Here is a 25,804-nt window from a genome sequence, read left to right on the forward strand (position 1 = left end):
CGAATACCCATAAACCATACAAAAAAGTGATAGCTATGTTAAGTCATTGTCTGCCACGAACAAACAGGAAAACTCGAACAATAAAGGAGGTACGATGCATTTATAAATCAGAACCCACGGCCACAACTGGCGATTAAGGAAAGATGACTGGAGCCGCTCAGATTTACCACCAGGCAGAAGATCGAAGTGATCACAGAACTGGGTCAGTTGATCATACAACAGGTACTATGGCTAAGCGTGATTGTAAGTCAGAACAGGCAGCAACTGAAGAAAAAGAACATAAGCCAATGATTATACAGTGTATTATTCACCTAGTGGCGGTAAAAAGCACCCTCAGCCTAAACTTATCCTGAGCGGTAAGTGGCTGGAAGCATTGGGATTTACTACCGGCCAGCACGTTACTGTTACCCCCGAACACGGCCAGTTGATTATCCGCACCGCACCCGCCACGGAGGGGAATGTATGAACATCACTTTTACCCCTGAGCCGATCCCTGAACTGACGATCGAAAGCGTGACGTTGGCCAAGCTCGGTTTTACCGCTGCAACTGACGCTCCAACATCACCAGCTCTGGATCACTGTCGTCACCGACGACGCCACCTGGGACGCGCTGTGCGAAGCCAGCCAAGACCGGCAAGATTTGGGGGCGGATTGGGTGCGGGAGAACGGCGAGGTGATTATCGGCAGGGATTGGATCACCGATTCTGGGATCACTGACGCGGAACAACTGGAGGTGACCGCCGCGCCCGGTGTTATTCGGTTGTGGCGGCGGGAAGTGTGGGGATTTAGGGCTTAGAAGTAGTAACCCCCAGCCAAGGCTGGGGTTGCTACTTTTAGTTGTAGTAGCTTAGACCTGATCTAACAGTCACCACCATTTAGGATAATCATTAAACGCTGCATATATTGCAGATTTCGCATCGTCCGTTAACTTTTCTCTGCCTTTTGATACTGTGGTATATCCATGCAGATCTTCTTTAGCACATGACCATTCAAGCCATCCTAAAACTGGATTTACAATCAACTCAAAACATCCATTCATATCTTTAAGATGGGCTATATCATCATTCCGTATATTGTCGATAAATTCATCAAAGCATTGGCATTCAAGCCATACCTGGGAACTGACATTCAAACTATAACTAAATTTATCTACTTGAATCGCCAGATTAAACTTCAATGATGGAATATGTTCATCAAGTTCTATTACGTCCAATGTGATATTGATCGGACTTGTAATTTCTATATCCATTTAATTTGCCCCTAGATAACGAGCATGAATGACTGTTGGCAACTCACCAGCAGCACGCGGAGGTTTGATTTCCAGTTGCCAACCATCGACTGTTATACGCCCATATGACATACCGTTCTTTGTCGCGGTATCTAACGCAGCTTGGAAACTTCTGAGTTCTGTCTGGCTGGCAAGTCTGACCGCCTCTGGCGTATTAGTTACGGCTTTAGATGCCGCATATTCTGCCATGTGTTCTGTAGCATTGCCATGTACCCACACTTTTTGACCGTTAGGTAGTGTCATTTCAAAAGATTTCGGTATAACAGAACCAGGGTAAACAGGCTGGGTCCCTTTTATAGAATCAAATACAGTACCAGTTTTGCCTATATCAGCAGCAATAGACTCGGCCTTACCAGCAACACCATCAGGTAGTTTCTTGCCTGGTAGAAGAATACCTGCCAGCATTCCACCTGTGGCTTCCAGAGCAAGCTGGTTACCTTGAGCCGCTTCTTTCACCTGTCCTGCAACCGCTGACCAGGTTTCACTCTTCATCAGGGCTTTCAGCGTATCTGCCGCTGCATGATTTTTACCCGCCAGATCGTTCAATGCCTGAGTGCAGTAACTGTCTCCCATGGCGCATGAGGTGAGCGCCATCGCCGCATCAGCACCGTAATCCGCTCCACCTAATAACGCATCACCGCTATCTGCCGCCGCACCGATAATGCTGTTAACAATAGCAGACAATGTCCCTTCACCAAGTTTATCCCTGACCTGATCTTTCAGGTTGGCCGTCACCTGTTTAACTGTTTCACGCGCCGCATCACCACTCAGCGAGTTATTCTCCACCGCGTTCTTCCCAGCCTGCGCGCCGATGAGAAGGCCGGTGCTGCTATCAGTACTTAAGCCACCCAGGATACCGGCAGTTAAGGTACTAATCGCACTAATAATTCTCTTATCAGGTTCGGACAAATCAGCGATTTTCTTGCCTGGATGCACCTCATCCATATAGATGTTGGCTGCCCACACTACCAGTGGCGGAAATTATACAGACACTGCGCAAAACCTGTAAGTTACCGAACCGTAAGCAGCAGTCCACTGATTTTATTGAGATGATGCTGGCTAAGAAACCGCCTGGCAGGAAGTGGACTTGATGAGTTGACTGGCAGGTAAAAAAATCCCGGCTTGCATTTGTCTGGGATTTTTTATTATGAACCGAGTTACCCATACAAAAAATAGTACTGAAAATGAAACATTTGGTAGCAAATAACGCGAATGATTTTCACTATCATTGTTAATTTCTTTCTATACAATTGCTCTGTTTTGCGGTTGCCTGACAATCTCGTTTTCTTCTTTGAGCTTTTAAAAGGATCTCAGTTTATGAAGTTACGTTTCCCCTCTTTCGGCCCTGTCGCCCTACTGGCTTCCTCAATGATGCTGGCGTTCTCCGTCAATGCCGCATCAAATGATGAAGGTATCGTGATTTATAATGCTCAACACGAAAATCTGGTGAAATCCTGGGTTGACGGTTTTACCAAAGATACCGGCATCAAAGTGACTCTGCGTAATGGCGGCGACAGCGAGTTAGGTAATCAACTGGTTCAGGAAGGCAACTCATCTCCCGCCGACGTTTTCCTGACTGAAAACTCGCCGGCAATGGTGCTGGTCGATAACGCCAAATTGTTCGCACCACTGGATGCCGCCACACAAGCACAGGTTGCGAAAGAGTATCGCCCTGAACATGGTCGTTGGACCGGTATTGCGGCTCGTAGCACCGTGTTTGTCTATAACCCGGATAAAATCAGCGAAGCCGAATTACCTAAATCCATTATGGATTTGGCAAAACCTGAATGGAAAGGCCGTTGGGCTGCCTCACCATCGGGTGCCGACTTCCAGGCCATTGTCAGTGCCATGCTGGAATTGAAAGGCGAAAAAGCCACGTTGGAATGGCTAAAAGCCATGAAAACCAACTTCACTGCTTACAAAGGTAATAGCACCGTGATGAAAGCGGTGAATGCGGGCCAAATCGATGGCGGAGTTATCTATCACTATTACCGTTTCGTCGATCAGGCCAAAACAGGTGAGAACAGCGGTAAAACCAAACTGCATTATTTCAAACATCAAGACCCTGGCGCATTTGTGAGTATCTCCGGCGGCGGTGTTCTGGCCTCCAGTAAGCACCAGAAACAAGCGCAGGAATTCGTCAAATGGATCACCAGCAAATCAGGCCAGGATATCTTGCGTACCAACACCGCATTTGAGTATGCCGTTGGTGTCGATGCCGCTTCAAACCCTAAATTGGTGCCACTGAAAGACCTGCAAGCACCGAACGTTGAGCCGTCTAAACTCAACAGTAAAAAAGTGGTTGAGTTAATGACTGAAGCCGGTCTGCTGTAATAAGGACAACCGACTGATAGAATGCATTTTTAGCCCGTCACATCACTATGGCGACGGGTATTTAACAAGCCGAGCGCCTTGACTATTATGGCTAATATAAGCACCGATATTGTATCGGTTCCACTGCATAAGGCAGCCCAACGGCAGTATAACCATCGCCCGGGGTTTGGGATTGTGGCTATTGCGATTCTGTTGTCACTGCTATCCCTGCTGCCATTAGGGTTTGTTATTGGTATCGCTATTGATACCGGTTGGCCAACAGTCAAAGCCCTGGTTTTTCGCCCCCGCGTGGGCGAACTACTGATTAACACCGCGCTCCTGGTGCTCTTTACCTTACCGCTTTGTGCCATTATTGGCGTTGCACTGGCATGGCTGACCGAGCGTACGGCCCTGCCCGGCAGGCGGATTTGGTCACTATTGGCTATTGCACCGCTAGCCGTACCTGCTTTTGTACAAAGTTATGCATGGATTAGTCTGGTGCCATCAATGCATGGCCTTGCCGCTGGCGTGTTTATCTCAGTAATTGCCTATTTCCCCTTTATTTATCTGCCCGCATCCGCTGTATTACGCCGCCTTGATCCCGGCCTTGAAGACGCAGCATCATCATTGGGTAGTCCCCCAACAGTGGTCTTCTTTCGCGTGGTTCTGCCGCAACTAAAATTAGCCGTATGGGGCGGTTCGATACTGATTGCGCTGCATCTATTAGCGGAATATGGCTTGTATGCCATGATCCGTTTCGATACTTTTACCACCGCTATTTTTGACCAATTTCAATCCACGTTTAATGGTCCGGCGGCCAATATGTTGGCAGGGGTTCTGGCGTTATGTTGCCTGGGGCTATTGTTAATCGAAGCCACCAGCCGTGGCTACAACCGCTATGCTCGGGTCGGCTCCGGTAGCGCCAGGCGCCAAACTGCATATTCAATGGGTACAACCATCACACTACTGTGTCTGTTATTGCCATTGGTACTCACTGCACTCTCGCTGGGCGTGCCCTTTATCACGCTGGCCCGCTGGCTCTATATTGGTGGAATTGATGTGTGGCTGAATCCTGAACTGCTACCAGCCTTGAAGCAAACACTGGCATTAGCACTGAGCGGTGCGGTTATTATTACATTGTGTGCCGTCCCCATGGCATGGCTATCGGTGCGCTATCCGGGGCGCTTGCACCGTGTGATGGAAGGCTGTAATTATGTCACCAGCTCGCTGCCCGGTATCGTGGTCGCGCTGGCGCTGGTGACCATCACTATCCGTGTTGCTCGCCCGCTGTATCAAACAGAATTCACTATTTTGCTGGCTTATTTATTGATGTTTACCCCACGCGCTTTAATCAGTTTACGGGCCGGGATTGCGACCGCCCCGGTCGAATTGGAAAACGTGGCCCGCAGCTTGGGCAAAACACCCACTCAAGCCGTATGGAGCACCACCATGCGCCTTGCTGCTCCTGGCGCCGCTGCCGGGGCGGCACTGGTGTTCCTCGCTATCTCCAATGAGCTGACCGCCACACTATTACTGGCCCCGAACGGCACCCGAACACTGGCGACTGGCTTTTGGGCGTTGACCAGTGAAATTGATTATGTCGCGGCATCACCCTATGCACTGCTGATGGTGGCACTATCTCTGCCGCTAACCTGGCTTCTTTATTCTCAATCGCAACGTACGGCAGGATTATGAGCACGCTTGAACTTCAGCAAATCGGTAAGTCTTTCCAGTCTGTTACCGTATTAGACCGAATTGACTTGCAGGTTTCCGCCGGCAGTCGCACCGCAATTGTTGGGCCATCCGGCTCAGGCAAAACCACGTTGTTGCGGATTATTGCCGGGTTCGAAACCCCCGATCACGGTAAAGTTATTCTGCAAGGTCATCCGGTATTCGACAATTCAACCCACGTGCCAGCGCACAAAAGAGGGATTGGTTTTGTACCGCAAGATGGTGCGCTGTTCCCCCACTTTACCGTCGCGGGCAATATTGGTTATGGACTAACAGGGACCAAGCAGGACAAAGCCCGCCGAATTGATGAACTGATGGAGATGGTCGCACTGGATCGGCGGTTATCACAACTTTGGCCCCATGAGATTTCGGGTGGGCAACAGCAGCGGGTCGCTCTCGCCAGAGCGTTAGCACAGCGGCCGGTACTGATGCTGTTGGATGAACCTTTTTCAGCTCTGGATACCGCCTTACGCGCCTCAACGCGCAAAGCGGTGGCTGAACTGTTGGCACAGGCAAATATTGCCTCCATTTTAGTGACGCATGATCAAACCGAAGCATTATCATTTGCCTCGCAAGTCGCGGTAATGCGGGCGGGTAAACTGGCGCATGTTGGCCCGCCGCAAGAACTCTATTTGCGACCGATTGATGAACCTACAGCGACTTTCCTTGGCGAAACATTGATTCTTTCCGCCAATATTGATACCGGATGGGCTGATTGTGCACTGGGCAGCGTCAGGGTTGATGATGAGCAACGCCATGGATTGAGCCGGATTATGTTACGGCCAGAACAGATTACTATCACCCCTTTGCCCGCAGATCATCACTACACCACTCATTGTCTGGCTAAGGTTATCAATATTGATTTTGCGGGTTTTATCTCAACACTCACCCTATATCTGGTTGAAAGTAATGAAACGGTAGAGGTTAAAACCATCAGCCGCGAAGGTATAAGTATCGGTTTAATGGTTGACCTGACAATTATTGGCCAAGCGCATATTTTTGCTAACTGAGTAACCTCACAGGGCATTACAACCTTGGTTTTTGGTTCGCATTGCTCAGTATGGCCTTCATCTGGCTAAGGGGTTTTATGCTGCTGGCGTAATCTTCGATACTCCAGCAACGTCAACACAATAACCACCACATCCAGCGCAGTTATTACGATCAATAACACCGAGTGAGTGAAGGTATAACGATAGAGTTGATAGATAATGAATAAGCTGAATATGACTATTGCCGCCGGATAATAACCCAGTTTTTTGCGCCATAATCCAATAATGACCCACAACTTAACCACGCCGTGGATGAGCAGATAAAATGCGGCAAAATGCAGACTGCTGATTGAGAGATTTTGTGCCGCATGCAGTAAATAATGGGCTACCACATCGCCACGGTCTTCAATAAATTCAACTTGCGTGATGCGATGCAGAATATTTAGCAAAAACTGCGGCGTCACAAAATAGGTTAAAATACCGCTGATAATCTCCATCACGGCTAAAATTGCTTTCAGTAATAAGCTCAGTTCAAAAACTGCGTGAATATTCCTTTCACCTAAGATGTTGTTACCATCGAATCTGTTTTTCATATTCAACATCACGCTGATTCTCTACAATATAATACTCGATGGAGAATAGCGTAACAGTTTACGTGGTGCCAGTTAAAGCACCACGTCATAGCCGTATTATCTGCAATACAGGCGAAATTTAGAATGTAATAACTGTTTTTAATTCGGTTCCCCATACATCTTGCGTTTGGCTTACCCCTGCTGGTGAGTGCCAATATTGTAGATCAGGTTGTAATTCCAGCCATGAAGTGACACGGAAACGATAATACAGTTCGGCAGCAACCGAATACCCAGCTATTGGAGAGTAACGTGGATTATTATAATCAGAAACATTATTGATTTGATTCAGATAGCGTTGATTATCTTTATAATAATCACTCAGTTTAACCATTGATACGCCGAATCCCAACCAATCTTGTGGGCGGCTATCAAATAAGCCGCGATAACGGATGCCTGCGGAGGTAGCGTAATGCATGTAATTGGTCCGTTGGTCCGCCAACGACATGCTGTAAAACACACTTAAACCACGGTTGGCGTCATCCTGATGTTTTGTTACCTGCTGATTGAATCCACTGTAAAAGAACCAAGTATTATTATGGTAACGATAGCCACCTGGATCAGTCGCTCCGGGAGCACCAGAGACCCCGTTATAAAGATCCCGTTGGTTTCATTATTTTCCATTTTTAGAATAACCCGCACATCTAATAATAAATACTCGGTACTTCCCCAAAAATAAGTCGTGTTGCAGTGAGGCAAAACAGTTGAGAGCTGCTTATATCACTGCAACATACAAACGTCGCTATTAGCGTTTCAATGCCTCGCCATTACTCTGAATCACATCGCGATACCAATAGAAGCTCTTCTTACGACGGCGTTCCAATGTGCCATTACCACTGTCATCGCGATCGACATAAATAAAACCATAACGTTTGGATAATTCAGCTTTTGAGGCGCTAACCAAATCAATCGGCCCCCAACTGGTATATCCCATCACCTCAACGCCATCTTCGATAGCCTCACCGACCTGGACCAGATGGTCATTGAGATATTCAATGCGATAGTCATCTTCAATATGGCCATTAACATCCGGCTTATCTTTCGCTCCCAGCCCATTCTCAACAATAAACAGGGGTTTTTGATAACGATCCCATAATTCATTGAGCAAGATACGCAGCCCGTCAGGATCGATCTGCCACCCCCATTCCGAGCTGGCCAGATGCGGGTTCTGCACCATGCTAAGAATATTACCTCGGGCTTTACGGTTTAACTCTTCATCGGCGGTCACGCAGCCGCTCATGTAATAACTGAAGGAGATAAAATCGACAGTCTGTTTTAATGCCAGTTTATCTTCAGCAGTAATTTCAACACTAATGCCGTGCTGTTTAAAATAACGAGCCATATAAGAGGGGTAATAACCGCGAACCTGCACATCGCCAAAGAATAGCCATTCACGATTCTGCTGTAATGTTTCCAATACATCGGCAGGCTTGCAAGTTAGTGGATACATCAGCCCACCCAACAGCATATTTCCGATTCGGCCATCAGGGATAATTTCATGCAATGCAGCAACCGCTTTGGCACTGGCAACCAACTGGTGATGGATAGCCTGATACACGGCACTCTTACTGCTTGCTTGCTCTAATCCTACTCCGGTGAATGGCGCATGCAGCGACATATTGATCTCATTAAATGTCAGCCACAATTTAACCTTATGCTGATAACGCTGAAACACGGTGCGGGCATAATGTTCAAAGAAACCAATTGTTTTACGATTACCCCAGCCACCATAATTCTTAACCAGCCCATAAGGCATCTCATAGTGGGATAATGTCACCAATGGCGTAATGTTATATTTCGCCATTTCATCAAATACACGGTCATAGAATGCCAGACCTGCCTCATTAGGCTGCTGCTCATCGCCCTGTGGGAAAATACGTGTCCAGGCAATGGATATCCGCAAACATTTAAACCCCATCTCAGCAAATAGTGCGATATCCTCTGGGTAGCGATGATAAAAATCGATAGCTAGATCTTTGACATAACTGTCACCACTCACCCTGGGAATGATATCGCCAAAAATACCATGGGGTTGTAAATCAGAGGTAGATAGCCCTTTCCCCTCAGCAAGATAAGCCCCTTCTACCTGATTAGCGGCAATCGCACCGCCCCAAAGGAAATTATCTGGAAATGCATGTTTCATCGGTTTTCTCCTAAATCAGTATTAACGAATTACGGTTAATAACGGGGCTTGCTCAGTAATAGAGGTGCCTTTAGCACACAGGACATCCTGATAATTTTCACTGTTGCTGATAATTATCGGCGTCGTCAGGTCATAACCTGCTCCGGTAATCGCCGCACAATCAAACTCCAGCAGTAAATCACCTGCGCTGACCCGGTCACCGGCTTTAACATGAGCGGTAAAATATTTGCCATCGAGTTTGACGGTATCAATACCAACGTGGATAAGGACCTCAGCACCAGAATCAGATTCAATGCCAATCGCATGGTGGGTTTTAAACAGTGACGCTACAACGCCATTAACCGGTGACACGACCCGCCCTTGTTGTGGAATAATCGCAATTCCCGCCCCCAATAAACCACTGGCGAAAATACTGTCACTGACATCCGCTAGCGCTAACAATTCACCACTGATCGGGCTGAATATCACTTCGCCCATACCACTGTGGTTATCGGTGATGGATGAGGTGTGAGACAAATCCTCTGTTTCTGCGGTGGCAACAGGCGCTGGCAGGCCAAAAAAGAAGGTGCTGATGGCAGCAAAGATCAACGCAATCAGGGTGCCAATAATGGCGCCCCATACGCTGGCATCGACACCTGTAGCGGGAATTATCTGGGCAAAAGAGAAGATACTGGCAAGGCCGAATGAATAAACATGGGTCTGGCAGAAACCGACGATGACACCCCCTATCGCCCCGCCTACGCAGCCAAAAACAAACGGTTTTTTCGACGGTAAGGTCACCCCATAAACAGCGGGTTCAGTAATACCGAATATCCCCGCAGTAAATGCCGAACCAGCCAGCCCCTTCATTTTTGCATCGCGAGTACGTAAAAAGACACCGAGCGTGGCCCCCACTTGCCCCATAACTGCCGGTAACAACAGCGGCAACATGGCGTCATAGCCCAGTACACTCAGGTTGTTTATCATCAAAGGGACCAAACCCCAGTGCAGCCCAAAGATAACGCAAATCTGCCATAGCCCGGCCAATACACCACCGGCAACAGGAGGAGCAGCCGAATAGATAATTTGGAACCCCGACGCCAATAAATGGCTAAGCCAGGTTGCCAGCGGGCCAATCAGTAAAAAGGTGGCTGGAACGGTTATTACCAGACACAGTAATGGCGTGAAAAAGTTCTTAATATTGCTGTGTAACACCCGGTTAAACCCTTTTTCTAACCGACTACTAACCCAAGCCGCTAATATGATAGGGATAACCGACGAGCTGTAATTGATAAATGTGACCGGAATACCAAGGAAATAGACCTCAGAAGCCCCAGGTTGCCCGGCTGCGTTAAATGCAGCGAGCATCAAGGGGTGTACTAATGCACCACCAATCGCCATGGTAATAAATGGACTGCCACCAAACTTCTTACCTGCGGTATAACCCAATACCAGTGGGAAGAAATAAAACAGTGAGTCACTGGCAGCAAATAAAATTGTATAGCTGCCGCTGTCGGGTTGTAACCAGCCGCAAACAACACTCAGTGCCAAAAAACCTTTAAGAATACCGGAGGCGGCCAATACACCGAGCAAGGGGGTGAAAATACCCGAAATGATATCGATACAGTGACTGAACAAACTCTCTTTTTGATTACCTGACTTGTTATCATGCTCTTCAGCATCAGCCAACCCCGCTTGGTTCACTAACGCCTGGTAGACCTCACTAACATGGTTTCCGATAACCACCTGAAACTGGCCACCACTTTCCACTACCATAATAACGCCAGGATTATCTTTCAGCGCTTGGGCATCAGCCCGCGCCATATCCTTGAGTTTAAAGCGTAAACGGGTAGCGCAATGTACTACGCTATTAATATTACTCTGCCCCCCTACTCCGGCGAGGATCTCGCTGGCGACCGTTGTGTATTGCATCGTGTTTTCCTTCGGTAACACTCTTGTTTATACAGGTAAAAATTCGGGCAAAAAAAAACCTAAACGCACTCCGCACCGCGACCCAGCGACACAAGTACATTCAGGTTTTGCCTGCCGAAGCAGTAACAATCCAGTTTGGCTAAATTCTCTTACTACTTAGAACCCTTCCCTTTTAAATCATTTAATCTGGCAGATTAAAACTTTCCCGGCGAACGCGTTCAATATGGATAGTCAAAAACATCCGCTCTTCTTTGCTCAAATCTTGTTGATACTGCAATTTCATATGCTGCTGAATCTTACCCGCACAGCGGTAAGCCTCGGCATAATTATCTTTCACTGCATCGTGTAAGGAATCATCATCACTGGTGACCCCATTACGGCCCAACATTCGCTGTGAGAAAAATTTCAGATGGGTAACAAAACGGTGATAACTCAGCCCGTCCTCATCATATTCCAGCTTAAATTGGTACTTCACGATATGCAGTATCTCCTGCATTACCTTCGTCACTTGCATTACTTCAGGCATTTCACCCTTCAACTGAGCATTCACCAGATGGAGCGCGATAAATCCAGCTTCATCCTCACGCAATTGCACCCCAAGGCGTTGTTTAATAATCTGCAAGGCTTCACGACCCAAGGCAAACTCTTTGGGATACAACCGACGAATCTCCCACTGCAATCCATTCGTTATATCCAAACCTTGTTTATGCCGCTCAATCGCATAGAAACAGTGGTCAGTCAGCGAAATGTAGAGGTTATCCTGCAACTTACCCAGTTTTGCCGTTGCCTGCGTGATGATACAGTCACAAGCAATCATTACTTCTAATGGAATACAGCTCAGCAACTCACTCAGCCGCGAAACCAATTCATTGTCTTTTAGAGCAAACACTTTTTCGATCAATGTGTTATCTAGCGATTCACCTGGGTGTTTTTGAAAGCCAAGACCACGTCCCATAATGACTTGTTCCTGACCATGCTGATCGAGAACAATAACTACATTGTTGTTAAGTATTTTAGCGATTTGCATGCTTTAGCCCTGAAAACAAAAAAACCCGACTCAGCAGCATTCATCATGCTACTCAATCAGGTTTTGCCCGCCATTGACGGTAACAATCCAACTATTCGGTAAACTACCATGTTAATGCACGACTGCAAGCTGGAAGAGATAAGAATCGTGATGCAGATCTCCTCTTATCTGGATAAATAGATCAGCATGTCATTTTAGCCATTATTTAGTTAGGGTTAATACCACCAACCATTGCCGTTATGGTGATAAAGAATAGCGGTAAAAACAGCCGTTGCTTTATTAAGACTTTTCTTAAGATCATAAAGATAAATTAAATTAACCCATAAAATAATGGAAATAATAACAGCACCCGGTCATTTGAGATTGATTCTTTATTACAACTGCTAACTTTATATAAATACATTAATTTTATGTATAGGGAATGGTTAATATCTTACGGTAAATTATTAATAACCTTCGCCTCACTCACAAAAAACAGCGCGATATTTCCGTTATATCGTCTTAATTGATTTACATCATATAAAAGTAACAAGTTATTTCCTAAGGTGAGACATTGCCGCTCAACCCTAATTTTCTTATTTTTCATTAAAAAAGTGTCCTCCGCAAAGGTAATGTCGATGAATAACAATAAAAGACCTATCACCGGCTCACTAAGCCGCCGTGAATTTATTCAAACATCCGCCGCAGTCACCGGGGCTGCGGCTATTGCCGGTTCTATCACCCTTCCTTTTTCAGTACATGCCGCGCCAGAAGAGCACGCAGCAACAACAGAGGAAACCGTTAAATACAGTGCTTGTCTGGTCAACTGCGGTAGCCGCTGCCCACTAAAAGTGCATGTGAGAAATGGCGAAATTATTAAGATTGCTAATGAAGCAATTTATGATGACTCTACCTTTGGTGAGCATCAAATTCGCCCCTGTTTACGTGGCCGATCGGTAAGATGGAAAACATATAACCCGGATCGGGTCAAATATCCCATGCTGCGTGTTGGCAAACGCGGCGAAGGTAAATTTAAACGTATTAGTTGGGATGAAGCTACCACTATTGTCGCTGATAATCTAAAAAGAACCATTGCACAATACGGCAACGAAGCAATTTATTATCAATATGGTTCTGGTTCGACCGGCGCTAATTTACAAGGCCGCAATGCCTGTAAAAGAATGCTGAGCTTGCTGGGTGGTTTTCTCGATCAACACGGTACTTATTCCACCGCCCAAATAAATACGGTAATGCCGTATATCTATGGCAATGCAGACGAAACTTTGCTGGATGAAATTAAAAACTCAGACCTGGTGGTTATGTTTGGTCATAATCTGGCAGAGACTCGGATGTCGGGCGGCGGGCAATATATCGAAACCGTTCATGCTCTGGGGCAAAGCAAAGCCAAAGTCATTATTATCGATCCACGCATGACAGACAGCGTAACGACCCTCAACGCAGAATGGATCCCCATCTTCCCAGGTACCGATGCCGCGCTGGTGGCCGCATTAGGGCATGTATTAATTAAAGAAAATCTGACTGATGAAGATTTCCTGGCACAATATTGTGTCGGCTGGGATGCCACAACACTACCCGCCTCAGCCCCCGCCAATAGCTCTTACAAAGATTATATTTTAGGTAACGGCCACGATGGGGTAGAAAAAACACCGCAATGGGCCAGTGAGATAACCGGCATTGCACCGACACAGATTATTCAATTAGCCCGTGAGTTGGGAAATGCCCGTGCAGCATGGATATCACAAGGTTGGGGGATTCAGCGCAGTGCTAATGGCGAGCAGGCGGCACGCGCCATTATGATGTTGCCATTGATGACTGGTAATATTGGCCGCGCCGGAACCAATACTGGAGCCTGGGGCGGGAATGTGAAATATCCGGTGCCGGGATTCAGTATTCCGAACCCAGTGAAGACTGCTATTCCCTGCTTTATGTGGACCGATGCTATTTTTCGTGGCACTGAAATGACAGCGAAAAATGCGCATGTGAAGAATAAAGATAAACTTGATACCAATATTAAGTTTATGTGGAACTACGCCAGTAATGTTATCGGCAATCAGCATTCTGATCTGAATAAAACCCACCGCATTTTACAAGATGAATCACTGTGCGAGTTTATTTTGGTGTGGGAAAACCACATGACCAACTCTGCCAAATATGCTGATTTATTACTGCCCGATGTCACCTCAGTTGAATCAAATGATTTAATTGATAACTCCTACGCCAGTGGGGCTTATCACTACGTCACGCGGTTGCAAAATGCGATCGAGCCGCTGTGGGAGTGCCGCCCGTCTTATGATGTGTTAGCCGAAATTGCCACCAAGTTAGGAATTGGCGATGCCTTTACCGAAGGCTATACCCAGCAAGAATGGATTGAAATCAGCTATAACAAAATGCGTGAGAAAAACCCCGCCTTGCCACCTTTTGAACAGACCAACGACCAAGGCATCATCGATCGTATTTATGCCGACAGCAGTCAATATATCGCGTTAAAAGATTTCCGTGATGACCCTGTGAACCACCCGTTGAAAACCCCGTCTGGCAAAATTGAGATCTACTCAGAAGCGCTGGCAACATTGGAAAAAGAGTGGCAACTGGCACCCGGTGATCGCATTACCGCTGTCGCTGAATATTGCCCAACCTTTGAAGGTGTTAGCGATGTAGAAACCATGAAAAACTACCCTTTGCAGATGACAGGCTTCCATATCAAAGGCCATACCCACTCCTCTTATTATAACGTAGCCATGCTGCGGGAAGCGGTACCACATCAGTTTTGGATTAACCCCATTGATGCCCAGCCTCGCGGTATCCAACAAGGGGATATGGTCGAAATTTTTAACAGCCGAGGCCGCATGCGTATTGCAGCAAAGGTTACCGAACGGGTGTTACCGGGGGTTATTAGCGTGCCGCAGGGGGCATGGCGAAATACCAATAAGGACGGCATTGATGTGGGAGGGTGTATCAATACCTTAACAACACTGCGACCGTCACCACTGGCAAAAGGTAACCCACAACACACCAACCTCGTTGAAGTAAAACGTATATAAGGAGTTGAATAATGAAGCAATATGGTTTTTTTGTCGACTCCACCAAGTGCACCGGATGTAAGACCTGCCAAATCAGTTGCAAGGATGAGAAGAAGTTGGATCTCGGACCGAAGCTGCGTCGGGTTTACGAATATGGCGGCGGCAGTTGGACTCAGCAGAACAATATCTGGGTACAAAATGTCTTTAACTACTACCTCTCTATCGCCTGTAACCACTGCTCATCACCTACCTGCGTAACGGGTTGCCCAACCGGTGCCATGCATAAACGCGAAGAAGATGGTTTGGTGGTGGTTAATCAGGATCTCTGTGTCGGCTGCCGCTATTGCGAGATGCGCTGCCCGTATGGTGCGCCGCAATTTGATGCCAAGAAGAAACTAATGACCAAGTGCGATGGCTGCTATCAGCGGGTTGCCGCAGGTGATAAGCCAGTTTGTGTCGAATCCTGCCCGCAGCGGGCGTTAGATTTTGATGAAATCACACTATTGAGGGATAAATACGGTGAAGAGAATGCCATTGCGCCATTGCCGCACGCGCATCTGACACACCCCAATCTGGTTATCAGAAGCCACCGTGATGCCAAGCCATCCGGTGATACATCAGGCTGCATCCAAAATCCGGCGGAGGTATAAAATGCATGAATTACCCTTGGTGTTTTTTACCGTACTGGGGCAAACCGCTGTCGGGTTGTTTGCACTGGTGCTACTGAGTCACAAACTCGGTATGACCACGCCACTACAACTCAAACAAGCCAATATCATCGGTCTGCTGCTGATGATGGTAGGCCTGATCGTTGGCACACTGCATGTTGGGCAACCATTGCGCGCCGCCACCATGCTATTGGGTGTTGGTCGCTCGCCGATGAGTAATGAGATAGTGCTCAGTGGATTGTTTGTCGCCATGGCCTGTGGCACCGTATTTTTCTCAACCATAGCCAAAAATACATTACTGGCAATGCTGTGCAATGTGGCAACGGTTATCTTCGGCCTGGCCTTCGCCTGGTCAATCACCCAAGTTTATCAACTGACAACCGTGCCTAATTGGGATACCTCGTACACCGCCCTACAACTGTGGATGACGGTACTGGTCGGGGGCGGCGCTTGCGCTATTCTGACCGGCGCTCGTCAGCTTGGCGCATCAGCCGTGCTGGTCGGTGCCATTGTGACCTTGGTGAATAAACCGGGTTACCTCAGCTTTCTGGGTCAAAGTTCAGCGGAACTGAGTAGCCAGCAGGCGCTGTTTTGGGGAATTCAAATTCTGCTGCTAACGCTCGGTATCTTTGTTGCTGCCGCAGCATTACTGAAAGACAGGATCCCTCGGGTTACGCTCGCGGTCAGTGCCTCGGCGCTGGTTATCGGTGAGTTGGCCGGGCGTATCGCTTTCTACAATCTCTGGCAAGTGCCAATGTAAATTAACATATTGATTCTATTGGCCTACTGACAAATAGCTGCTTAGCCGTGATACCTGCGGCTAAGCCGTATTGAGATAGCTGGACCTGAAGAGAGAAAATTTTGATGTTACTGAACACCACTCTGCCGAGGATTTTAGGTGCCTGTTTTTACTATCCACCACAGTCCGATACCGTACAGCGCCTTTGGCCACTACTGCCACAGATTGCTGAGATTTTTCCGTGGCCGAATCAGGCTAAAATTGCACGATATTGCCAACAGATGCCGAGTATCCAACCCGAACAACTGGAATATGATTTCTCGATTTTGTTTGAGGGACAAGGTGAAATGCCCGCCCCACCTTGGGGGTCTGTTTATCTGGATAAAGAAAATATCTTGATGGGGGCGAGCACCCTGCAATATCGCCAATTCCTGTCAACATTCGGGTTGGTAAATCAAAGTGCGATACGTGAACCGGAAGATCAATTTGGCCTCATGTTACTGGCATGGGTTCATTTAATTGAACAGCAGCCGACAACTAAGCCCCCATCGGATAAAGCCGCGCTAGCACTGCTCACTGAGCATTTACTGCCGTGGGCCTATCGCTATCTTGAGCTGGTAACCAACAGCCAAACCGAGTATCAGGTATATCCGTTGCTGGCAAAAATCACCGAGTGCTACCTGAAAACCTTACAAACTGAACTGGGCCTATTTCCTCAGCCCCGTGAGCTATTTCGGTGATAAAAGACGAGCGCTACTACAAGGCGTATCTGGAAAACCGCACCATCAGTCGCCGTGGGCTATTTCGTGGCTTGCTAAAAAGCGCCCGCCAACAACCACTTACCCTCCCATCGGGGAGCGCAATCAGGCCACCGGGAGCCATTGTTGAAAGTGCTTTCACGCAAACGTGTACGGGTTGTGAAGCCTGCATGCACGTCTGCGGCGAGCATCTGATAGTCATGGTCGATCAACGGCCTGAGTTGGATTTTTCTACCCAATATTGCAGCCGTTGTCTGGCCTGTACCACTGCTTGCCAAACCGGTGCTTTATCACCCTCTACCTACCATATTACGGCGCACCCTCGCGTAGAAAACATCTGTCAAAATACCTATATCTACTGCGACAGTTGCGCCGATTACTGTGATAAACAGGCTTTGGTGTGGCAGCCTCACCAGCCGCCGACACTGGCTTTAGCGCAGTGCGATGGCTGCGGTGAGTGTGCATTCAGATGCCCGGCAAGGGCGCTGGAAATGCGGCTGACATCACCCAAAATGGCCGATTGAATCAAAGTGCTACTACGTTAAATAAGTAACCCCGACCTGCTGATGTCAGTACAATGCCACTACCTTTAGTAGCTTGTACCCCACAGGAGTGACACCGTGTTCCATTACCCAGCCCATTATGCCCTTGATGAAGCCAGCGGCGAGTACCACATCCAGTATCGCGACTTCCCTGAATTGGAATCAGTGACCTACTCTCAGGAGGATATTGAACTGGAAGCACAGGACGGTATTAAGAATGGTATTGCAGCAGAAATGGAAGAGCGCCGCCCCGTCCCCACCCCCTCAGCGCTGCAACCGGGTGATATTGCAGTTCATGTGCCCATTCTGGTGCGACTGAAAGCTGAATTACACAATGCCATGTTAACCACCAATACCCGCAAAGCAGATATGGCGCGCAAGCTCGGTTTGAATGCCGCACAGATGGATCGCCTGCTGGATGTGTACTACGCTTCCAAGGTTGAAGCACTGGAACAAGCCCTGTATTTACTGGGCTTTGAGGCCAATATCGGGGTAAAAAAAATAAGCTGATTGTCTTAACGTCGGCCAGATTGGCTTAGATTGTAACCAAGAGAGTAACAAATTGTTATTTAGCGATAATTTAAAAAAACGTTAATAGCTTCACACTTCAATGCATTGGCTCACAATATTTGCGGTTTATATACGAAAACGTGATCTAATGCATAAAATTACAGTATTGAAAGTTTCTCCCTGTTGGGATTACATTAGCCCGATCCTGTCGTATACCACTGAGTTAGCTCAGGCTGGCACGACAATTCGGATGTATCTCAGATTGATAGCTGGCCAGTTGTGATGAAATGGCTACCATTGATTAAAAACGTGATTCGTCCACATTTAATACCCAAAGAACTTGGCATTACAGTCAGGCAGAACGTGAGTTGATACCGACAAGCTGACATCAGTCAGTGACTCGGGTGAGTGAACGTAGCGAACACCACTGTAATTTTAAGTAACAAGGGTAAACGTAGCACAGCAATTTGGATCGTTACTGGCGAGGTAGCTCCAAGGGGAGTTGTTCAGTGAAATATTTCTTTATGGGTATCTCTATTATGTTGGTGGTTTGGGTTGGCACCTTCATGATGATGGTCGAGTAATATTAACTCGAACCATCCACAATCTGACATCGTATAGAGGGCGCATTCGCGCCCTTTATCATTTTCCTGGCATCATTCGGCGTAATGTATCATCCCGGCGAATATAGTGATGATAAAGCGCGGCCAGTGCGTGAGCGCCAATCACAAAATAGCCTAAATTGGCAATTAGCTCGTGAGTCTGCTTAAGATAACCACGCGCGACATCATCCGGTGTTACCCACTGCGGTACCTGCCACCCCAGCAAGAACCAGGTTTTCCCACCATAAGCCTGAGCCAACACCCCCAGCACCGGTAATGATAAGAACATTAAATACAGACCCCAATGCATAATCTGCGCCCCTAACAACTGCCAGTTAGGTAACCTTGGGGTGATCGCTGGTGTTATATTGCGCTGGCGCAACCACAGTCGCACCAACATCAGTAGCCAGACAGAAATACCAAAATTGAAATGCAGATTTTTCACTAATGTACGATCTTCATCCGGTACCGTGTCACTGAGTAACATGGCGGCATAAGTCAGAATGATCATCACTAGCGTCAGCCAGTGCAGGGTTATTTGGGGGAGTGAATAGCGATTTCTCATTGTGGTGCTCCACTGACTTCATCAAGTTAATAATCAGTATGGTGCAAAATAGATGAAGAAAACATTAAGGAGGGCGGATAACGTTTTGAACACAAGGTACTTTATTCTGACCGGACAGCGTGGGTCGCCGATCAGAATAGAGAGTTAGCTATTTAGTTGATGGTAAGCGCGGGGTTAGATACCGTCACCTGAAACCGCTTTACTCGGTTTCAGCAAACCATCAGTACGGAACATACTCTTAATTCCGCGCACCGCCTGACGGATCCGGTCCTGATTCTCAATCAAGGCGAAACGGACATGAGTATCACCGTAATCACCGAATCCTATCCCCGGCGAAACGCAGACTTTTGCCTCAGACAACAGGCGCTTGGCAAACTCGAGTGAGCCTAAATGGGCGTAAGGCTCTGGGATTTTCGCCCAGACATACATCGACGCTTTGGGGTTTTCAACCATCCAACCAGCCTCATGCAACCCACGCACCAACACGTTACGCCGCTGGCGGTATTTTTCAGCGATATCACGAACACACTGTTGGTCCCCTTCCAAGGCAGCAATTGCCGCCACCTGCAACGGAGTAAAAGTGCCATAGTCGTGATAGCTTTTGATGCGAGCCAGCGCATTAACCAATTCCGGGTTACCCACCATAAAACCAATACGCCAACCGGCCATATTGTAGCTTTTGGATAAGGTGAAAAACTCAACCGCAATGTCTTTTGCCCCAGGCACTTGCATGATTGACGGCGCTTTCCAACCATCATATACAATGTCGGCATAGGCCAAGTCATGCACCACCAGCACGTCGTATTGCTTCGCTAACGCCACCACCCGTTCAAAAAATTCTAGCTCCACACATTGTGCTGTAGGGTTAGACGGGAAGCCGAGGATCATCATTTTCGGTTTAGGAATGGTTTCACGAATCGCACGTTCCAATTCACAGAAGAAATCAATGCCCTCGGTCAATGGGACTGAGCGAACTTGCGCCCCTGCAATCACCGCACCATAAATATGAATCGGGTAGCTAGGATTCGGCACCAATACTGTATCACCGTGGTCCAGTGTCGCCAGCATCAGATGAGCCAGCCCCTCTTTCGAACCGATAGTGACAATAGCTTCAGTTTCAGGATCAATATCCACTTGGTAACGCTCGGCGTACCAGTTGGAAATGGCCCTACGCAGCCGCGGTATACCCCGAGAGGTTGAGTAGCCGTGGGTGTCTTCACGTTGCGCGACACTGCACATTTTCTCAACGATATGGGGTGGTGTCGGACCATCGGGATTACCCATACTGAAATCAATAATATCTTCACCGCGACGGCGGGCCGCCATTTTCAACTCAGCGGTAATATTGAAAACATAAGGGGGCAGGCGATCAATACGTGTAAAACGACGCTTAGCAGGGAGTTCAGCCATAATTTCCTCGAGGATACGTTAGCGCCCGGACCGTCCGAGCGACGCTGACCATCAGATGGTCTGTTTATGAACATATCCCAGCGCTAAAGGGCTGTCGAGTGGCTGGTAACAAATATCTAACTCATCGGAGAAGTTACTGAGAATCAAACTCACTCGCCAGCATCCCTAATACCCAGTCATCACACCATTGCCCGCCAAGTTGATAATTATCACGCAACGTCCCTTCCAACTGAAAACCACAGCGTTCCAGTAACCCGCGTGAAGCATAGTTGCCCACAGTAACCGTGGCTTTCATTTTATGAAACTGACATTGCTGGAAACCAAACGCCAATACAGCCAACAAGGATTCTTTGGCAAAACCTTTGCCCTGGCAGGACGGTAACATGGCATAACCCACTTCAGCTTGCTGTAATGGCAACCATTCAGCCAAAAAGCCGGTAAGCCCCATGCTCTGCCCGCTGGCGCGTTCACGAACCACCAGACATAGCCAATGGTTGGAGGTCTTTTCCCAAGGGGTTAAACGTGATTCAAAACGCTCACGAATCTCGGCCATATCCATCGGATCTGCCATATAACGCTGAACCACAGGATCTTGGTATAAGCGTAAAAACAGCGGCCAATCCTGCTCTTTGAGGCTCTCGAGCACCAACTGTGGTGTTCTCAGAGAAATCGGCGAGCTACTGAACATCGGGATCACTGGTGACATTTTTCCCTCGAATTGAAGATGTTAGCCATAAACAGAACGCAGAATATTAAAGAGGAAATTTTTCCATAACCTCATCCCTTTATTCTTCTCCATTTTACTTAAATAATGTTCACTTCAAGATAACAAAAAACAAACAAATGGTCAGCATCGCGCGCGCCATTACCACGGCCCTCCCCTACAGCTATCGGAGAATCAGTATTATGGCTTCATTACAAATAAACGATATTCCCGCAGCAATCAAAGCGGTGAAGCAGCAATTACGTCAGGCGCTGCCTGATTATCAGCAGGTCTTCCAAGCCGTGGAAGAGAATATTCGCCAGCAAGTCACCGAAATCCGCCGTAGTTTGGCGCAGGGTGAGAACCCTGTTCCCCAAATTCATGCCGATGATATTATCAATGGTAACGTTACTGAAGAACAAAAAGCACAAATAAAACAACGAGGATGCTGTGCCATTCTCGGTGTCTTCCCAACGGAAAAAGCAGCAGCGTGGAACCGTGAAATCGGTAACTATCTCGAACGTAATAATTTCGTCGAACGCCTGAAAAATGCTGCGGAAGATAACTATTTCGGTACGCTGGCTGCCAGCAAACCGCAAATTTACGGAATTTACTGGTCAACACCGCAGGTTGAGGCTCGCCAGGATCAGCGCATGAATGCGGTGCAGGTATTCTTAAATAATCTGTGGCAAACCGAGAGTAACGGCAAGCAACATTTTGATGCTAACCGGGTGGTGACTTATGCCGACCGGACCCGTCGCCGCCCGCCAAAATCATCGTCACTGGGCCTATCCCCCCACGTTGATGGTGGCTCCATAGAGCGCTGGTTGGATGAGAACTTCCGTCATGTGTACCGCCACGTGTTCTCGGGTGACTGGCAGAAGTATGACCCATTCGCCGCTGAAGGCCGCCCACAAGTGCGCGAATTCCCCTCACCGGCAGTGTGCTCGATGTTCCGTACCTTCCAAGGCTGGACGGCCCTGACACCACAGCGAACCCATGCGGGGACGCTGAATGTTATCCCGATCGCTAATGCCATGGCCTATATCCTGCTGCGCGCATTACAAGATGATGTTGCTGACGATGATCTGTGCGGTGCAGCACCAGGGCGCGCTTTATCCGCCTCTGAGCAGTGGCATCCTCTTTTAATGGAAGCCATTTCCCCTATTCCAGATTTGGAAGCAGGTGATACGGTATTCTGGCATTGCGACGTGATTCACTCAGTGGAAAATGAGCATAATGGTGAGTTTGACAGCAACGTCATGTATATCGCGGCGGCGCCATGGTGCGACAAGAACGCCGCATACCTGCCACGCCAGTTAGCCAGTTTTATTGATGGCCGCTCACCACCAGACTTTGCCGCCGATGATTTCGAGGTGGATTTCAGTGGCAGAGCCACCGCCGATAACCTAACCACCCTCGGCAAACAACAGTTGGGTATGGCTGAATAACATTCCTATCAATCCCGTGTTTCTCTGCCAATAAGAACGATATAAATAATCTCCTCAACGTTATCTCTGCTGGCGCGACCCGCCAGCAGACTCCCCTGCAATCCGCCGCGTCGATTTACCGGATAACGCGGATAAAGTGGCAGTTGCCGGTCATTTTCCTTATAGTTAGCCGCTTATTCGCCGCCGAATCTGATGGCCCCAAACTAAGATTCAAGGCTGTCGCCAAGAGAAAATAGTGTGCACCAGATATTTGAAATGCTACTGGCGGTGTTTGATCGTGCCGCATTAATGTTGATTTGTTTATTCTTTCTGACCCGCACCCACCTGTTTCGTCAGTTATTGCAAAAAGAGAAGCACACACCACTGGAACTGGCAGCGGTAACCGCTATCTTCTCGTTGTTCGCTATTTTTGGTACTTATTCCGGTATTAACGTCGAAGGTTCATTAGTGAATGTTCGGGTTATTGCTGTCATGTCTGGCGGTATTTTATTTGGCCCGTGGGTAGGTATCATTACCGGACTTATCGCCGGCTCTCACCGATATTTAATTGATATTGATGGAATTACATCAATCCCCTGTCTGATTACCAGCATTATAGCCGGCCTAATGTCCGGCTATATAAATCTGAAAATAAAGAAAGAGCGGCAATGGAGTATCGGTATTCTGGCAGGCATGATTTGTGAGTCACTCACCATGCTATTGGTGATTATTTGGGCCAGGCCGACCGCATTAGGTATTGATATTGTGTCTAAAATCGCCATTCCTATGATCTTAGGGGCGGTTTGTATCGGGTTAATTGTCCTGCTGGTACAGAGTGTCGAAGATGAAAAAGAGGTTATTGCCGCGCGGCAAGCAAAACTGGCACTGGATATCGCCAATAAAACCCTGCCCTATTTTCGCAATATCAACGGCGAATCACTGCGCAGTGTGTGTGAGATTATTCGCACCGATATTAAGGCAGATGCTGTCGCCATTACCGACACCCAACATATTTTGGCTTATGTGGGGGTGGGCGTTGAAGCCTATAATATCGGTCATGAGATCATCAGTGATATTACCAAAGAGAGCATTCAGTGTGGGAAGATTACTATCCGCAATAATGATGAAGTCCATCGCACGCCACAAATTCACTCCCTCATCATTATTCCGTTATGGGAAAAAGGTGAAGTCACTGGCTCACTGAAGATCTACTATTGCCATGCACATAAAATTACCTATTCACTGAAAGTGATGGCGGTCGGCTTGTCACAAATTATCTCAACCCAGATTGAAGTCTCCCGTATAGAACAACTGCGTGAAATGGCAAATAAAGCGGAAATGCGCGCACTACAAAGTAAAATTAACCCGCACTTCTTATTTAATGCCTTGAATGCTATCTCGTCCTCAATTCGTATTAATCCAGATACCGCGCGCCAATTGATCATCAATTTATCCCGTTATCTGCGTTATAACCTTGAGCTGAATGACGAACAGATTGATATTCGCAAAGAACTACATCAAATTCAGGATTATATCGCCATCGAGCAGGCCCGCTTCGGCAGCAAGTTAACTGTGATTTATGATATTGACGACGATATTGCGCTGAAAATACCCAGCTTGTTAATTCAACCCTTGGTTGAAAATGCCATTGTGCATGGCATTCAGCCGTGTCGTGGTAAAGGTGTGGTGGTCATTGCGGTTAAAGACAGTGGCGACCAAATAAAAATTTCCGTAAAAGACACCGGTAATGGTATTAACCCAGAGACAATTGAGCGCGTGGCGAATAATGAAATGCCGGGCAATAAAATTGGTTTACTCAATGTGCATCATCGGGTGAAGTTACTGTATGGGGAAGGTTTACAGATACGCCGCATGGAACCGGGCACCGAGATCTCTTTTTATATCAGCAAAAATGGCGGCAAAATCCATGCTGACCCCCATATTCCAGCCGGAGTCTAGTCCGTGAAAGCAATCATTGTTGAAGATGAGTTTCTGGCTCAAGAAGAGTTGAGTTACCTGATTCGCCAGCACAGCAACATCACCATTGAGGCAACCTTTGACGATGGGCTGGATGTGCTTAAATACCTGCAAAACCATCAGGTCGATGCTATTTTTCTCGATATCAATATTCCATCATTGGATGGCGTGTTATTGGCACAAAACATCAGTAAATTTGCCCATAAGCCTTATATTATCTTTATCACAGCCTATAAAGAGCATGCCGTTGAAGCCTTTGAAATTGAAGCATTTGACTATATTTTAAAGCCTTATCATGAGTCTCGTATTGTCACTATGCTGCAAAAACTCGAAGCGCTGCATAAGCGTGAGCACCAAAATAGAGAACAGACCAGCAGTACCAACCACCGTTCTGCGGCGCATACCATCAATTTGATGAAAGATGAGCGCATTATCGTCACTGACATCAATGATATCTATTATGCCGCAGCACAGGAAAAGGTCACGTTGGTCTATACTCGGCGCGAAGAATTCATTATGCCGATGAATATTACTGAATTTTTCAGCCGCCTACCGGAGGAGTACTTCTTCCGCTGCCATCGCTCCTATTGTGTCAATTTAGCCAAAATCCGTGAAATTGTGCCGTGGTTTAATAATACCTATATTCTGCGGCTCAGTGATTTGGACTTTGAAGTCCCTGTCAGCCGCAGCAAGATAAAAGAATTCAGGCAACTGATGCGTCTTTAAATGCATTTCATTCCGCGTGGAATGCAGCTCATTCCCCTTTCGATCTATAGTGATTAGCCCGCCCGTATACTGGTTTCATTCGGCGGGCTGATAACACCTCAAGACAAGATTTCCGGTGCCCCA

General features: G+C 47.4%; 22 protein-coding genes and 3 pseudogenes. 15 read left to right on the forward strand and 10 right to left on the reverse strand.

The window, feature by feature from the left end; translation table 11 throughout:
- The first annotated feature begins 298 nt into the window (after positions 1 to 298).
- Positions 299 to 466: a SymE family type I addiction module toxin gene (locus tag Q2T72_RS15315; protein WP_372569415.1), complete on the forward strand. Its 168-nt coding sequence runs from the start codon at positions 299 to 301 to the stop codon at positions 464 to 466.
- Positions 463 to 796, forward strand: a pseudogene (locus tag Q2T72_RS15320) (hypothetical protein). The gene Q2T72_RS15315 and the pseudogene Q2T72_RS15320 overlap by 4 nt, the downstream one beginning before the upstream one ends.
- 69 nt (positions 797 to 865) lie before the next feature.
- Here Q2T72_RS15320 and Q2T72_RS15325 read toward each other — a convergent pair.
- Both Q2T72_RS15325 and Q2T72_RS15330 read right to left on the reverse strand, forming a co-directional pair.
- Positions 866 to 1,249, reverse strand: coding sequence for a hypothetical protein (locus Q2T72_RS15325; protein ID WP_372569416.1), 384 nt, complete (start codon positions 1,247 to 1,249; stop codon positions 866 to 868).
- Positions 1,250 to 2,158: pseudogene (locus tag Q2T72_RS15330) on the reverse strand (VENN motif pre-toxin domain-containing protein); the annotation flags it as partial.
- Between the two features lie 447 nt (positions 2,159 to 2,605).
- Between Q2T72_RS15330 and Q2T72_RS15335 the strand changes: the two are divergent.
- The 3 genes from Q2T72_RS15335 to Q2T72_RS15345 all read left to right on the forward strand — a co-directional run bounded on the left by Q2T72_RS15335 (position 2,606) and on the right by Q2T72_RS15345 (position 6,342).
- Entirely contained in the window at positions 2,606 to 3,622 is a 1,017-nt protein-coding gene (locus tag Q2T72_RS15335; protein WP_083163516.1) for an iron ABC transporter substrate-binding protein, read from the forward strand.
- Between the two features lie 87 nt (positions 3,623 to 3,709).
- On the forward strand, positions 3,710 to 5,296 hold the full coding sequence (locus Q2T72_RS15340) for an iron ABC transporter permease (protein WP_083163514.1): 1,587 nt from the start codon (positions 3,710 to 3,712) through the stop codon (positions 5,294 to 5,296).
- On the forward strand, positions 5,293 to 6,342 hold the full coding sequence (locus tag Q2T72_RS15345; RefSeq protein ID WP_083163511.1) for an ABC transporter ATP-binding protein: 1,050 nt from the start codon (positions 5,293 to 5,295) through the stop codon (positions 6,340 to 6,342). Before Q2T72_RS15340 ends, Q2T72_RS15345 begins: the two co-directional genes overlap by 4 nt.
- 65 nt (positions 6,343 to 6,407) lie before the next feature.
- On the opposite strand, the gene Q2T72_RS15350 is transcribed toward Q2T72_RS15345, so the two are convergent.
- The 5 genes and pseudogenes from Q2T72_RS15350 to licT all read right to left on the reverse strand — a co-directional run bounded on the left by Q2T72_RS15350 (position 6,408) and on the right by licT (position 12,031).
- Complete coding sequence (locus Q2T72_RS15350; RefSeq protein ID WP_083163509.1) at positions 6,408 to 6,923, reverse strand: DUF2127 domain-containing protein; 516 nt, start codon at positions 6,921 to 6,923, stop codon at positions 6,408 to 6,410.
- A gap of 109 nt (positions 6,924 to 7,032) precedes the next feature.
- Positions 7,033 to 7,557, reverse strand: a pseudogene (locus Q2T72_RS15355) (carbohydrate porin); the annotation flags it as partial.
- Between the two features lie 138 nt (positions 7,558 to 7,695).
- Positions 7,696 to 9,093: a glycoside hydrolase family 1 protein gene (locus Q2T72_RS15360; RefSeq protein WP_372569417.1), complete on the reverse strand. Its 1,398-nt coding sequence runs from the start codon at positions 9,091 to 9,093 to the stop codon at positions 7,696 to 7,698.
- Positions 9,094 to 9,114: 21 nt separating this feature from the next.
- Positions 9,115 to 11,004, reverse strand: a complete 1,890-nt coding sequence (gene bglF, locus Q2T72_RS15365) for a PTS beta-glucoside transporter subunit IIABC (RefSeq protein WP_372569418.1) — start codon at positions 11,002 to 11,004, stop codon at positions 9,115 to 9,117.
- Positions 11,005 to 11,185: 181 nt separating this feature from the next.
- On the reverse strand, positions 11,186 to 12,031 hold the full coding sequence (licT, locus tag Q2T72_RS15370; RefSeq protein ID WP_083163501.1) for a BglG family transcription antiterminator LicT: 846 nt from the start codon (positions 12,029 to 12,031) through the stop codon (positions 11,186 to 11,188).
- A 617-nt stretch (positions 12,032 to 12,648) separates the two neighbouring features.
- On the opposite strand from licT, the gene Q2T72_RS15375 reads away from it, so the two are divergent.
- The 7 genes from Q2T72_RS15375 (at position 12,649) to ypdK (ending at position 18,852) form a co-directional block, all read left to right on the forward strand.
- Positions 12,649 to 15,072, forward strand: coding sequence for a DmsA/YnfE/YnfF family dimethyl sulfoxide reductase (locus Q2T72_RS15375; RefSeq protein WP_372569419.1), 2,424 nt, complete (start codon positions 12,649 to 12,651; stop codon positions 15,070 to 15,072).
- Positions 15,073 to 15,083: 11 nt separating this feature from the next.
- A complete protein-coding gene (locus Q2T72_RS15380; RefSeq protein WP_083163495.1) occupies positions 15,084 to 15,701 on the forward strand; it encodes a DMSO/selenate family reductase complex B subunit in 618 nt (205 codons plus the stop codon).
- A 1-nt stretch (position 15,702) separates the two neighbouring features.
- On the forward strand, positions 15,703 to 16,479 hold the full coding sequence (locus Q2T72_RS15385) for a dimethyl sulfoxide reductase anchor subunit family protein (protein WP_372569421.1): 777 nt from the start codon (positions 15,703 to 15,705) through the stop codon (positions 16,477 to 16,479).
- A gap of 104 nt (positions 16,480 to 16,583) precedes the next feature.
- Positions 16,584 to 17,198 carry a molecular chaperone gene (locus tag Q2T72_RS15390; RefSeq protein WP_372569422.1) on the forward strand — a complete coding sequence of 205 codons (615 nt, stop codon included), beginning with the start codon at positions 16,584 to 16,586 and terminating at the stop codon, positions 17,196 to 17,198.
- Positions 17,195 to 17,740 carry a 4Fe-4S dicluster domain-containing protein gene (locus Q2T72_RS15395; protein WP_372569423.1) on the forward strand — a complete coding sequence of 182 codons (546 nt, stop codon included), beginning with the start codon at positions 17,195 to 17,197 and terminating at the stop codon, positions 17,738 to 17,740. Before Q2T72_RS15390 ends, Q2T72_RS15395 begins: the two co-directional genes overlap by 4 nt.
- A gap of 96 nt (positions 17,741 to 17,836) precedes the next feature.
- Entirely contained in the window at positions 17,837 to 18,268 is a 432-nt protein-coding gene (locus tag Q2T72_RS15400; protein ID WP_372569424.1) for a hypothetical protein, read from the forward strand.
- Between the two features lie 509 nt (positions 18,269 to 18,777).
- Positions 18,778 to 18,852, forward strand: a complete 75-nt coding sequence (gene ypdK, locus Q2T72_RS15405; protein ID WP_098057507.1) for a membrane protein YpdK — start codon at positions 18,778 to 18,780, stop codon at positions 18,850 to 18,852.
- Positions 18,853 to 18,910: 58 nt separating this feature from the next.
- On the opposite strand, the gene Q2T72_RS15410 is transcribed toward ypdK, so the two are convergent.
- The 3 genes from Q2T72_RS15410 to Q2T72_RS15420 all read right to left on the reverse strand — a co-directional run bounded on the left by Q2T72_RS15410 (position 18,911) and on the right by Q2T72_RS15420 (position 21,491).
- Complete coding sequence (locus Q2T72_RS15410; protein WP_083163483.1) at positions 18,911 to 19,435, reverse strand: cytochrome b; 525 nt, start codon at positions 19,433 to 19,435, stop codon at positions 18,911 to 18,913.
- Positions 19,436 to 19,609: 174 nt separating this feature from the next.
- Positions 19,610 to 20,845: an alanine transaminase gene (alaC, locus tag Q2T72_RS15415; RefSeq protein WP_083163481.1), complete on the reverse strand. Its 1,236-nt coding sequence runs from the start codon at positions 20,843 to 20,845 to the stop codon at positions 19,610 to 19,612.
- A 133-nt stretch (positions 20,846 to 20,978) separates the two neighbouring features.
- Complete coding sequence (locus Q2T72_RS15420; RefSeq protein ID WP_372569903.1) at positions 20,979 to 21,491, reverse strand: GNAT family N-acetyltransferase; 513 nt, start codon at positions 21,489 to 21,491, stop codon at positions 20,979 to 20,981.
- Between the two features lie 260 nt (positions 21,492 to 21,751).
- Between Q2T72_RS15420 and Q2T72_RS15425 the strand changes: the two genes are divergently transcribed.
- The 3 genes from Q2T72_RS15425 to Q2T72_RS15435 all read left to right on the forward strand — a co-directional run bounded on the left by Q2T72_RS15425 (position 21,752) and on the right by Q2T72_RS15435 (position 25,681).
- The gene (locus Q2T72_RS15425; RefSeq protein ID WP_372569425.1) at positions 21,752 to 22,999 is read left to right on the forward strand and encodes a DUF1479 domain-containing protein; all 1,248 of its coding nucleotides are present in this window, start codon (positions 21,752 to 21,754) and stop codon (positions 22,997 to 22,999) included.
- Positions 23,000 to 23,236: 237 nt separating this feature from the next.
- Positions 23,237 to 24,937: a sensor histidine kinase gene (locus Q2T72_RS15430; protein WP_083163474.1), complete on the forward strand. Its 1,701-nt coding sequence runs from the start codon at positions 23,237 to 23,239 to the stop codon at positions 24,935 to 24,937.
- 3 nt (positions 24,938 to 24,940) lie between these two features.
- On the forward strand, positions 24,941 to 25,681 hold the full coding sequence (locus tag Q2T72_RS15435; protein WP_083163471.1) for a LytTR family DNA-binding domain-containing protein: 741 nt from the start codon (positions 24,941 to 24,943) through the stop codon (positions 25,679 to 25,681).
- Positions 25,682 to 25,804 lie beyond the last annotated feature (123 nt).

The organism is Yersinia sp. 2466 StPb PI, from assembly GCF_041538325.1.
In the GTDB taxonomy this organism is placed as follows: Bacteria; Pseudomonadota; Gammaproteobacteria; order Enterobacterales; family Enterobacteriaceae; genus Yersinia; species Yersinia enterocolitica_E.